This is a genomic window from Sphingobium sp. TomTYG72 (assembly GCF_055394715.1).
This window is the reverse complement of record NZ_AP027337.1, coordinates 246162-257949: the sequence shown is the minus strand read 5'-3', so window position 1 is coordinate 257949 and position 11788 is coordinate 246162. Positions and strand designations below refer to the sequence as shown.

At 62.1% G+C, this 11788-nt stretch carries 12 protein-coding genes; 1 reads left to right on the top strand and 11 read right to left on the bottom strand.

Features of this window, described 5'->3' with window-relative positions:
* Nucleotides 1-22: 22 nt before the first annotated feature.
* From ACZ5U1_RS14575 to ACZ5U1_RS14560, 4 genes are all read right to left on the bottom strand, one after another.
* Nucleotides 23-1720, bottom strand: coding sequence for a flavin-containing monooxygenase (locus tag ACZ5U1_RS14575; RefSeq protein ID WP_464780619.1), 1698 nt, complete (start codon nucleotides 1718-1720; stop codon nucleotides 23-25).
* Nucleotides 1721-1889: 169 nt separating this feature from the next.
* Complete coding sequence (locus ACZ5U1_RS14570; RefSeq protein ID WP_464780618.1) at nucleotides 1890-2969, bottom strand: Rieske 2Fe-2S domain-containing protein; 1080 nt, start codon at nucleotides 2967-2969, stop codon at nucleotides 1890-1892.
* A gap of 17 nt (nucleotides 2970-2986) precedes the next feature.
* Nucleotides 2987-4180, bottom strand: a complete 1194-nt coding sequence (locus ACZ5U1_RS14565; RefSeq protein WP_464780617.1) for a flavin-dependent monooxygenase — start codon at nucleotides 4178-4180, stop codon at nucleotides 2987-2989.
* 17 nt (nucleotides 4181-4197) lie between these two features.
* Nucleotides 4198-5115 (bottom strand): VOC family protein, encoded by a 918-nt coding sequence (locus ACZ5U1_RS14560; protein WP_464780616.1) that lies wholly within the window; start codon nucleotides 5113-5115, stop codon nucleotides 4198-4200.
* A 270-nt stretch (nucleotides 5116-5385) separates the two neighbouring features.
* Between ACZ5U1_RS14560 and ACZ5U1_RS14555 the strand changes: the two genes are divergently transcribed.
* Complete coding sequence (locus ACZ5U1_RS14555) at nucleotides 5386-6072, top strand: hypothetical protein (protein ID WP_464780615.1); 687 nt, start codon at nucleotides 5386-5388, stop codon at nucleotides 6070-6072.
* A 42-nt stretch (nucleotides 6073-6114) separates the two neighbouring features.
* Here the strand turns inward: ACZ5U1_RS14555 and ACZ5U1_RS14550 are convergent, their stop codons facing one another.
* From ACZ5U1_RS14550 to ACZ5U1_RS14520, 7 genes are all read right to left on the bottom strand, one after another.
* Entirely contained in the window at nucleotides 6115-6498 is a 384-nt protein-coding gene (locus tag ACZ5U1_RS14550; RefSeq protein WP_464780614.1) for a group II truncated hemoglobin, read from the bottom strand.
* A gap of 216 nt (nucleotides 6499-6714) precedes the next feature.
* Nucleotides 6715-7407, bottom strand: coding sequence for an ABC transporter ATP-binding protein (locus ACZ5U1_RS14545; RefSeq protein ID WP_464780613.1), 693 nt, complete (start codon nucleotides 7405-7407; stop codon nucleotides 6715-6717).
* Nucleotides 7404-8654 carry an ABC transporter permease gene (locus ACZ5U1_RS14540; RefSeq protein WP_464780612.1) on the bottom strand — a complete coding sequence of 417 codons (1251 nt, stop codon included), beginning with the start codon at nucleotides 8652-8654 and terminating at the stop codon, nucleotides 7404-7406. Before ACZ5U1_RS14540 ends, ACZ5U1_RS14545 begins: the two co-directional genes overlap by 4 nt.
* Nucleotides 8651-9649: an efflux RND transporter periplasmic adaptor subunit gene (locus tag ACZ5U1_RS14535; protein WP_464780611.1), complete on the bottom strand. Its 999-nt coding sequence runs from the start codon at nucleotides 9647-9649 to the stop codon at nucleotides 8651-8653. Before ACZ5U1_RS14535 ends, ACZ5U1_RS14540 begins: the two co-directional genes overlap by 4 nt.
* A gap of 61 nt (nucleotides 9650-9710) precedes the next feature.
* Complete coding sequence (locus ACZ5U1_RS14530) at nucleotides 9711-10205, bottom strand: Hsp20/alpha crystallin family protein (RefSeq protein WP_464780610.1); 495 nt, start codon at nucleotides 10203-10205, stop codon at nucleotides 9711-9713.
* 40 nt (nucleotides 10206-10245) lie between these two features.
* On the bottom strand, nucleotides 10246-10560 hold the full coding sequence (locus ACZ5U1_RS14525) for a hypothetical protein (protein WP_464780609.1): 315 nt from the start codon (nucleotides 10558-10560) through the stop codon (nucleotides 10246-10248).
* An 85-nt stretch (nucleotides 10561-10645) separates the two neighbouring features.
* On the bottom strand, nucleotides 10646-11626 hold the full coding sequence (locus ACZ5U1_RS14520) for a zinc-dependent alcohol dehydrogenase family protein (RefSeq protein WP_464780814.1): 981 nt from the start codon (nucleotides 11624-11626) through the stop codon (nucleotides 10646-10648).
* Nucleotides 11627-11788: the final 162 nt, after the last annotated feature.

Genomic DNA, 11788 nt, shown 5'->3' with positions numbered 1-11788 from the left:
AGTAATTTAATAGGTCCTGACCCTAGTTGACCTGCGCTTCCAGAACCATGTTGACCCCGGCAGCATGATTGGGGGCGCTGTTCGGCCCGAGCGTCATGAAGAAATTGGGATAGGCGGGAGCCATTACGCCCAGATAGGCGCGCGCCTCGTCCTTGCCCCATGCCGCCGCCAGATCGCAGCCGCCCCGGCCATAGACTTTGAGCGGGCCGAGCGCGGGGGCCAGTTCAAAGCCGGTGGCGAGCGCGATCACATCGACTTCGTAGCGCTTGCCGCTTTTGGTGACGATCGCATTTTCTTCGACATGATCGATGGGGTCGGTTTCCAGCGTGACATTGGGCTTTAGCAAAGTGTCGAGCCAGCCGCCATCGGCGTCCAGAACGATGCGCTTGCCAAAGATCGGATAGTCGGGAACGACCTTTTCGATAAGGTCGGGACGGCCCGCCAGCTTGCGATGGATATATTGCAGCGCATAGCTGCGCGCGCCGTCATTCTGGGCAGAGATCGAGACGTCCTGGTTGGGCCAGTTCGGGTCTCTCTTCACATTGCCGTAGAGGCCGTCGCCGGTGAACCAGTATACGCGAAAGCGGAACCATTCCTTGTAATGGGGAATGTTGCGCAGCGCGAAGCGGATATCGTCGTTCACCGGGGCGGTGATTTCGGGGTTATTGAGCACCCAATGTTTGGACCGCTGGAAGATGACGAGGCTGGAAACCTTGTCAGCGATCGCGGGCGCGAGCTGGGCGGCGCTGGCGCCCGTGCCGATCACCGCCACGCGCTTTCCGGTAAGGTCCATATCCGGGTCCCACCCGGCGGTGTGCATCTTGGTGCCCTTGAAGCTGTCCAGGCCGGGGATATTGGGGAAGGACCAACGGTTAAGCACGCCATGGGCGAGTAGCACCGCATTCACCACTTCCACTCGTTCCGCGCCGGTCTTCACATCCTGCAAGGTGACGTGCCAGTTGCTTTCCGCATCGCTCCATCGGGCGGCGAGTACCTTCGTCCCGAACTGGACATGATCGCGGATGCCATATTTGTCGGCGACGCCGGTCAGATAGCTGTGAATTTCCGGCCCCTTCGGATGGTAGCTGCTCCAGTCCGGGTTCAGTTCGAACGAATAGGAGTAGAAGTGGCTGGGCGTATCGACGCCGACGCCGGGATAGCGATTTTCCAGCCATGTGCCGCCAAGGTCAGGGTTCTTCTCGATGATCGTATAGTCATAGCCGGCCTCGCCCAGCTTGATCCCTGCGGCGATGCCGGTCATGCCGCCGCCGATCACCAGCACGCGGAAACCGGCGGGCGGATGGATGCGGCCGGGCATGTCCTTGCGCGGCACCGGGCGTTCAAAGCCCATCTGGTCGTAAAGCACCGGCATGATGGCGGGATCGACATCTTCACCCACGCTGACGCCCATCATCCGGCGCAGCAGTTCAGGATCGATCGGGCGTTCCACCGGCGGCGTCGGGTTGGTCAGCAGCGCGAAGAGGCGATCCCGCAAATCCTGCGCCATTTCGTCCGGCACATTCGACGGCGCTTCCGCCGTGTATATGCCGGTCAGGTAGGGCGCGAAACTGTCCAGATACTCGCGGTCCTGCGCATAGGTCGTGTAAACCATCAGCAGGCTAGGCAGGTTGGCGTCCTGCAACGCCCTGCGAAGTCCATCCCGGTCGGCGATGGGCAGGGGGCATGTGGTCGCCTGATGTGGCTGGCTATGCGCGTTCATCTTCGCTCCTCTCTTGGTGCGCGGCGGCAGAAATGCCGGTTCGCTCAAGAAGTGAGTATATACTTACTTGGCGCGAACAAATTGACGTGCGTCAAATCGGGCAGTGCATATGGCAGCGGCGGAGCGGCCTTAAGGGAAGCTCCGTCGGCAATCACTCAACTATGGATATTCAGGCCGCAGCCTTGCTCCCGCGCAGGTCCACGGTGGTATGGACGCCGTTGACCCGCTTCTGGAATTCGCTCGCGCGGGCGCGCGGATTGTAGAATTGGCGATGCCATAGCCGCCCCTTGTGGAACGGCCCGTCGTCCGGCACCTGAAGGATGTTGATGGCCGCTTCCTTATATTTCCACAGCTCGAAATCCTGTGAGAAGGCGGCAAGCCCTGCCTCATGATAGGCGCGGGCGGTGGCGCGTTCCTCTGCCGTCGCTTCGCCGTTCGCAGCGGTTTGCGCCATCACGGCGAACCAGACCCGGACCTCGCCATCCTCGACCGGCGTGTTGCAGATCATCATGAGCGAGGGATGCTTGCCCTCCATGCGGGACAGCAGGATGCCCGGCCCGGTGTACCAGGTGTCGGTTTCCAGCAGCCCGCTGCCATCCACCAGCGTCCGGTGGCCCGACGCAAAGCGCTGGCGCATGATGTGCCCTTCAAATTCATTTTCGAAAAACACATTGCCCGACGATCCATGGACCGGCGCGAAATGGGCATAGTCGGTCATGTTGTCGAGGATTTCCTGCGGGTGGATCGGCAAGGTACCGAGAGGGTCCACCTGCCAGCGGACCCATCCCTCGCCGGTGCGGTTCCATTCGGCGAAGTCGGGCAGGTCATGGTCGGGTTCGCCCCCCTCCATATCATGCCATATCCAGATGCAGCCTGCCTTTTCCACGACCTTGTGCGACTTGATGCAGGCGGCCTTGGGGATCTTGTGCGTCGAATAGGGAATGTCGTCGCACTGCCCCTCGGGCGTGAAGCGCCAGCCATGGGCGGGGCAGCGGATCGAATCCCCTTCCACCTGATTGCCGTAGCGCACGACATAGGATGTGCTGTTGCGCGCGATGTTGACGCGCATGTGCGGGCAATAAGCGTTGAGCAAAACGACGCGTCCGCTCTTGCCGCGATAAAGAGCCATGTCCTGCCCGAAGAAGCGGACGGGTTGCGGTTGCTGCGTCACCTCATCGGCGGTCGCCACCATGAACCAGCCACGGGGAAAGGTCAGTTCACCCAGGCCATATTCGGCTGTCTTTGTCATGATCCGCGCCCTTCCTCTTAAATGAAGCTGTCGCCGTTGGGCGCGCCGAGCATGACGCCGCCGAAGTTGCGGCCGACCACGCCCGGATTGTTGGCGACATGGGCTCGCCCGGCGTGGATGTCGCAGAAGGCGCGCGCGATCGGATTGCCGCGATAGATGGCTTCCGCGCCGCTCGCCGCGAAGATGCGGGCGATCAGCGCGCAGCAGCGGCCAGAAATCTGCGCGGACTGGAAACGGTAGTGGAGACGGGTTTCAAGGTCCGCCTGCTCCCCTGCGCGCGCCTTTTCGGTCAGATGCTCGAAGTTGCGGAACAGGATGGTCTTCATCTCGTCGATCGCGACGCGGGTTTCGGCGATCACCATCTGCACATCGGGGTCGGCCGACGCGCTCGCCCCGCTATTGGCGCTCCTGCGCTTGGCGCCCTTTTCGATGAAGCTATCCAGCGCGCCCTGAAGCGCCCCGATGGACGAGGAAGACACGGCCCGCACGAACACCTGCCCGAACGGCAGCTTGTAAAGCGGCGCGGGATTGACCTTTGCGCCGGGGTTGGTGGAGGCAAAGCCATCCTTGGACCGATGCGTGCGGTAAGCCGGGACATAGGCGTCCTCCACCGTCACATCATGGCTGCCTGTGCCGCCCAGCCCGATCGTGTCCCAGATCGGCAGCACCTTGAAATCGCCCCGAGGGACCAGGAAGGTCCAGAAGTCGGGCTCGCCCGTCTCGGGATCGTTGACGAGGCCACCCAGAAATGCCCAGTCGCAATGATCGACGCCGCTGGAAAATCCCCAGCGCCCGCTGATGCGGTATCCGCCCTCGACCGGCGTCACCTGCGCGCGCGGCATGTAGGAGGAGGAGATGAGGGTGGCGTTATCTTTGCCCCACACATCCTCCTGCGCCTGCGCGTCGAACAGGGCGAGCTGCCAGTTATGCACGGCGACGACGCCCAGCACCCAGGCGGAGGACATGCAGCCTTCCGCCAGCTTCATCTGCACCGCGTAAAAGGTATCGATGTCCATCTCATAGCCGCCATGCCGACGGGGCTGGAGGATCTTGAAAAAGCCCGCTTCCTGAAAGTCGCGGATGGTTTGGTCCGGCACCTTGTTGCCCGCTTCGCAGGCATCGGCCCGTTCGCGCAGAACCGGCACCAGCGCTGCCGCCCGATCGACGAGATCGGCCATGGCGGGCGCTGTGGTCGCATTGGCAAGCGTCATATTCCCTCTCCTTATGATCAGGCCGCGTCGGCCAGTTTCGCCTGTTCGTCGGCGCCGAAACCGACGCTGAAATCATGGCCCCACAGGCTGGCCGATGTGCTTTCGAAGACAGTGTGATGGTCCCAGTCCATGACCCGCCCGCCGCAGCCATATTCCAGCGCGAAGCCGCCGGGCGTCTCCACATAGAAGCTGATCATATGATCGTTGGTGTGGCGGCCGAGCGTCGCCATCAGCCGCGCTCCGGATGCCAGCATGCGGTCATAGGCATGGCCGACCTCATCGATCGTCGCGACTTCGACCATCAGATGCACGCAGCCCGATGGTACCTCGCCCTCGAACAGCGCCAGGCTGTGATGACGGCCATTGGCGCAGTGCAGGAAATCGATCCGCATCTCGGGGCCGCCTTCGCCTGCGGGACGATGCACCATAAAATCGGACAGGCCGAGGCCGAGAACGTCGGTCAGGAAGTCGCGCGTCTCGCCGAAGTGGGGGGCAGGCAGCACCGCATGGCCGTAGCCCAAATCGCCCGTGACGAAGCGCACGCCTTGCGGGGAACAGAAGGGCGCGAAGCTGCTGACATAGCCATAGCTGATTTCGTGGCGATTGCCCGAAGGATCGCGGAACCAGACCATGTCGGTCACATGACGCAGCGCGCGCTCCGCCGACGTCGAATGGGTATAGGCGATCCCGCGTACGTCCAGGGTCGCCAAGGCCGCGACATATTGCTGTTCGTTGCGCACTTCCCAGCCGCTGGCGCAATAGCCGTCGCGATCGCCTTCGATAATGAACAGCCGCCCCGCGCGCTCGTCAATACGCAGCGCCAGGCCGCCGGGAAGCGCCTCAACGGAAAATCCCACGATGCCCTCGGCGAAGCGCACCCATTGCTGGGGATCGCGGGAGGTAATGATGCTGTAGGCGAGAGCCGCGACTTCCATGTCGTCCTCCGTGGGTAGGGAGGCCATGATGGACTGGGTCGAACGGGAGGGAATTGACCATCATCAAATTTCAGGAATTTTCGCTTTCGTGAAGCGACATTTATCCGATCATTAGCGGTCGATGTGCTATGTAAGTGACAATTTTCGTTACAAATAGATCAAAATTCTACGCGCATGTTTGAAATTTGACCTGCCTCAAGGCGCGTGAGGCGACTTCGCCTTCCTATCGGGGGGCCGGGCGTGTTCGAGGCTGCGGCAGAGAGGAACAGCATGAACGTCCAATCGACCATGCGCGCAAAGGCGGCGCAGACAATCAGCCACGTTAACCTGCACTATCCCCGGCCCGAAGATGGTCCGGCTGCTGCGTTACTGCTGGAAACCGCCGGGCTCATGAAGACCCAGCAAATGGAACTGCCGCAAGGCGGCATATTCTATCGCTTCACCACCAATGTCCTTGCTCCCAACGGTGGGGACAACATCGTCTATCTTAGCCCGCTACCGGCGGCGACAGCGGCGCTGCTGACTGCGGCGCGCGAAGCGTTGGGGTGGGGCACCGATAGCGAGCATCCCGCTGTTTCAGCCTATCGGGCAGCACAGGCAGCCGATCCCGAATATGATTTTCATGTTGGGTTCCTTCATGCATCACTTGAGCAGCTGGAAGATCGCTATCTGGCGCTCCAGGCGCTGGAGGCCAATGACGCGCGCTTTGCCGGGCGATTGAAGTTTCTGGTCAATCGCGCTCAACCGGGCGACGCGGAGATCGACGTCCGGCTTGATGCATCACCAGTCTATCGGGGCGTCACGCGCTACACCTATGGGCGCAATGGCGTGCAGGCCTTTTGCGAGACAGACCTGATCGTCGATGGCCCGCTGGGCGGCGGCGTGGTTCTGGAGTTCGATTATATCTTCCCCGGCCGTGCGGACCACATCCTTGCGGTTTCGGATGCCAGCCGGTGATGCAAGAACTGCCCCCGGCGACCTGCGCGGGGGCGGTAAGAATCAGGCGCGAACCATGGCCGACGCCATCCCGTCGAAGGCGCCGCCAATGCGCGCCGCCAGATGCTCTTCGACGCCGCAATCCTCCATCGCCTTCCGCATCGCCGACGTCCATTGAACGGCAACGGCATCGGTGATGGGAAAGCGGGCGTGCAGCGACATCATGCATTTACCGGGGTTGGCCGCGAACCAGTCGCTGTCGCCACCCAGCCATCCGCACAGAAAACCGCTCAACGACCGCCGCATAGGCGTCAGGTCATCGGCATGCATCGCCCGCAGGTCGCGATAGGCGGGGACGGAGTCGATGAGGTCATAGAATCGATCCACGATCCTGCTGACCCCTTCGCGTCCGCCCACGGCGTGGAAGGGCGGCTGCTCTTCACTCAATTCCGGTCGCCGCGCATGGCATCCTGGACGCTGAGGCCGCCCAGAACGAGCATGAACACGATCATCAGGCCAGCGACGAAATGCGGGAAGTAAAGGCCAAACAACTGATCCATTTAATGTCTCCTTTCCAAAGACATTAAATCTTCAATCCCGGCGACGAATTGACGTGCGTCAAAAAGCAGGGATTTCAGCGGGATGGAGGGTTTGAGTTCTCGTTCATCGCGATCGAATGTCGGTTCCGCTGATACGGCCGTCCAGCATCGATATCTGCACATCGGCTGCGGCAGCGACGTCGGGATCGTGGGTCACGCACACGACCGCGCGGCCCTGATCATGGGCGAGGGCGCGAAACATTTCGACCACGTGGGCGCTGTTCTGGCTGTCGAGGTTGCCGGTTGGCTCGTCACAAAGCACCAGCGCGGGATCGTTCGCGATCGCTCGGGCGATCGCCACGCGCTGTCTTTCGCCGCCCGACAGGCGGTTGGGCGTCTTGTCCATCTTCTTAGCCAAGCCGACGGTGGCCATCAGGCCCTGCGCCTTTTCCCGCGCCTGCGCTGGCGACAGTCGGCCCAGTCTGCGCATCGGTAGCATCACATTTTCGAGTGCGGTGAATTCGGGCAGCAGGAAGTGAAACTGGAACACGAAGCCGAAATGCGCCAGCCGGATCTGCGCCCGTTCGTCGCCGTCGAGCGCGTTCATGTCGCGTCCTTGGAATAGCACCGATCCTGCGGTCGGGCGATCCAGCAGCCCGAGCAGATAGAGCAACGAGGATTTGCCGCAGCCTGATGGTCCGACAATGGCCACGAAGCTGCCCTGTTCGATCGCCAGCGACACATCGGTGACCAGTGTCACCGGAGGTGTTCCCGCCAGTTCGCGAGTCAGGCCCTGCGCCTGCATGATCGGGTTCATACCGCGCCCCGCAATATGTCGACGGGATCGAGGCGTGCCGCCTTTCGCGCCGGGAGCCAGGCCGCTATCACCCCCGAAAACAGCGATGCGGCAGCGGCGATGGCATATTGGCGGGCGGAGCGATCGAGGGGCAGGCGCTGGTCCTCCCCCGCGATGGGAAATTTGAGGGAGCCCAGGATCGCCATCAATCCGTAGCCAAGCAGCCATCCCGCAAGGATGCCGATCAGCGCCAGCGCCAACCCTTCGAACACGAAAATCAGTTGAAGGTCCCGTTCGGAAAAGCCGATCGAGCGCATGATGGCGATGTCGCGCCTTTTGTCCGACACGCTGTTCGACACCACGGTATAGATGCCGAAGCTGGCGACCAGCAGGATGGCGGAGACGACGCTGTACATGATGACGTTGCGGGTCACGAGCAGCGAGAGGAAGTCTGCGGATCGCTCCTCCCAGCTTTCTGCTTTGTAGGCAAAACGGGCTTCAAGCCGTTGGCTGATCGGTCGCGCTCCATAGGGATCGTCCAGATGCACGCCGATGCGGTTGATGATGAAGGGTCGGCCCAGCAGTGATTGCGCTTCCCGCAGAAGCACATAGCCGAGCGAAGAGGACAACTGGGTCTGACCGCGCTTGAACAGGCCGACGATGCGGAGCGAACGGTTGTTGCCCGATGCCGAGGTCGCACCCACAACATCGCCCGTGGCAAGGCCGAGCCGCCGCGCCATTTCCTCGCCGATGATGATGCCGCCTTGCGTGCTTTCCAGATCGCGAAGGTGTCCGGTGCGCAGTTTGTCCTCGATAGCGCTGACCTTCTCCTCGACCGCCGGATCGACGCCAACGATCGTCAACGCTTCCTCCCGCCCGCCGCTGCGCAAGGTGATCGCGCCCGTCAGGCTGGGTGAGCCGACCGCGCCGGGCAGCGCATTGACGGCCCGCAGTATCTCCGGCCAGCCTTTCAGGCCGCGCACTTCGTTGCGGACCTTATAGTGGCGTAGGTCAATCGCCGCACCTTCATATAATCTGACACCCGGTTGCGGCGGCGGGCTTCGCAGCTCGTCGGAAATGATGATGTGCGGCGCGGCGTCGATCAGCGTCTTGATGAAATCATTCTGGCTGCCGATCATCATCGCGGAGACGGCCAGAAAGAAGCCAACGCCTACCGCAACGCCGCTCACAGCCACCAAAGTCTGTCGGCGCCGACCTACCAGATGCCGGGCGGCGATGCTTGCCAACAGCCACAATTGCCCGCTCATCGCGTTACCCGCACTCGCATATTGTCCGACAGTTTGCCCTCGGGTGCTCTCACGATCATTTCGCCTTGCGATAGACCTGAAAGGATCTGAACATCGCCGGACCCTGCGATGCCAGTCCGCACCGCCCGTGCATGAACGCGTCCGTCGCGGATGACCCAGACTTTGCCGTCCTCTATAGCGCTTGTCGGCACCAGCAACGTGCGATCCGCGCGCCGGGTGACGATGTTGACTTCCAGCGTCAGCCCTAGCGGCAGCGCCAGACGCTGGTCGGTAACGATATAAACGCGGAAGGCGCGCTGTTCAGGATCGCCGCCGGGCGTCACTTCGCGGACCTGGCCATGCAGCACCCGACCGGGCCAGGCATCGCTCGACATCAGCGCCGCCTGGCCTGCGCGTATCCTCGGCACGTCGCGTTCATCGACCGTTGTGGTAATTCGGACGCTGGCGGGATCGCCCAGTGTCATGAGCGCGCGGCCAGGGGTTGCGAGATCGCCCGGTTCCACATCGCGGCGCAGGACGATACCATTGATGCCTGACCGCACCATCATCTGATTGAGGCGGGCACGCGCGCCTTCCTCCGCCGCCTTTGCACTGTCGGCTGCGGCAACGGCGGAATCACGGGCGGCCCGCGTGACCCATCCTTTGGCGAACAGCGCTAGCGTGCGCCGCTCCTCCTGCAAGGCAACGCGGCGCTGTGCCGTCGCCTGTTGCACCGCATGGCGCTGTTCCTCGTCATCCAGCAGGACGAGCGGCTGGCCGCGCCCCACGCGCTGCGCTTCCTCCACCAGCACCTGACGTACAGGGGCGGTGAGGCGCGCGGATATGGTGACAGGATGTTCCGCCTCGACAAAGCCGGTGGCATAGACCAGTTCGACCGCATCGCCGACACGAACGGGGACGAGCCCGACGTCGTGCGCTCGCCCGGCGAGCAGCCAATAGACTGCCGCCGCCGCCAGCAGCGTCAGCGGCAACAGCCAGAGCGCAATGCGTTTCATGCCCCCTCTATAGCATCATGCTGAAATCATTGCGTGCCCGTATCGGTTCGCCAGTCGCGTTCTACTTCGATCCGATCGGGATCTGGTGTGGCTTGCTTGCCTCAGTCGCGAGACGCGGAACGATGACCTTCAGAAGCCCTTTTTCCAGATGCGCGCTGGCTTTGTCGGCGTCCGCCTCGAAGGGCAGGGCGACGCGCCGCAAAAAGCTTCCCCGGCTGCGCTCGATCAGATGATAATGCTTCTTTTCGTCCTTCTCTTCGCGATCCTCCTTATGCTCGGCCTTGATGGTGAGTATCCCGTCATGGACGTCCAGCGACACATCCTTCTCGTCAAAACCAGGCAGTTCGGCGGTCAACTCAAGGCCGCCGTCCGTCTCGGCGACGTCCACCTTGGGCAGTAGAAATCCCTTGCGGTCACCAGTGTCGCTGGTGAGCCAGCCGCGGCCAAAGTCATCGGTCAGGCGATCCATTTCCTTGCGCAGATCGGCAAGCGGATCAAATCCACTACGAAACATGCCGGTGCGTCCAAAGGGAATCAGCGAACGAAAGTCGGTCATTGTCCTTCTCCTGCTTTCTTGTGCGTGGCGGTTCGCCCCGTCATTGTCTGGGCTGTTGCGGCTTTTCGGAAGCCACCGGGCTGTGCATCTCGCTGCAATGTTGCATGCCGTCGGGCATCTGCTGAGCTGATCCCATGGCCCCCGATGGCGGGTGCATGCCATCGGAGTGCATCCTGTGGCCGCCTTCATCCTTCATCATGGGGCAATCATGCTGGGGCTCCGCTACCGCAGACGGGGCGCTTTCCGCTGCTTCGGCCGGGTGGTGCCCGGCGTGCGGCTGTGCAGTCTGTGCCGATACACCGGCAATGAACATCAGGTTCAAGAAACCGGCACCGGCGATGAAAAAGCGGCGCATGAACAGTCCTCCGTAACAAGACTCCGGGTGGGAGTGTCGTCCTGCACGCGAAGTGGCGCCATAAGTAGAGTCACGAACTCATGGATCAGGGCACGAGCACTGCGGCGCCTTTGATCTTGCCTGTTCGCAACCGTTGCAGCGCGTCATTTGCATCTTCGAGCCGGAAGGTTTCCGTGACGGTGTGAAGGGGGATGTCACCTGCCAGTTCGAAAAAGGAGGTGCCGTCTTCTCGCGTCAGATTGGCGACCGAGAGTATCTGCCTTTCCTCCCACAAGTCGGCATAGGGGAATGAAGGAATGTCGCTCATGTGGATACCGGCACAGATGACGCGGCCACCTTTCCTGACCGCTTGCAGGGCACGCGGCACCAACTCTCCTGCGGGTGCGAAGATCAGCGCTGCATCAAGTGGCGCTGGCGGATCGTCGGAAGAGCCGCCCGCCCACTCGCAACCCAGCGAACGCGCGAACGCCTGTCCGTCCTCATCGCCATCCTTGGTGAAGGCATAGACGGTGCGTCCCTGATGCCGGGCGACCTGTGCGAGGATATGCGCCGCAGCGCCAAATCCATACAGACCGATGACCGGCGCAGGGCCGGCCAGCCGCAATGCTCTCCAGCCGATCAGGCCGGCGCAAAGGAGCGGCGCTGCTTCCACGTCGGAAAAACGATCGGGCAGATCGAAGCAATAATGGGCGTCGGCAATCACATGGGTGGCATAGCCGCCGTCTCGCGTGGCGCCGGTGAAGAGCGGTGCGTCGCAGAGATTTTCCTTTCCTGCCTGGCAGTAGGGACATTGACCGCATGTATGTCCCAGCCATGGAACACCCACCCGCTGGCCTACTGCAAAACCCTCCACGCCGACCCCGATCGCTGCGACGCGACCCACGATTTCGTGGCCAGGTATGATCGGATAACGTGCGGGGATTTCGCCATCGAGCACATGCAGATCGGTTCGGCAAACCCCGCAGGCAGCCACTTCGATCAGCAATTCGCCGGGACCCGGATGGGGCACAGGACGCTCGATCCGAACCAGGGGTTCCCGGGGGGATTTGATTTGCATTGCGACCATTCCGCTCATGCGCGGGTTCCTTCCGTCCGAAAGGGGCTGTCAGTCTAATCGATCGCTCGGGCAGGCGACGTTCGTGAATCTACGGATGTGGGCCATGATGATCCGTGGCGTTGCGAAATAGCGATCTGCACGGAGCAGTTAATTTCGATAGCGATGCTGCGG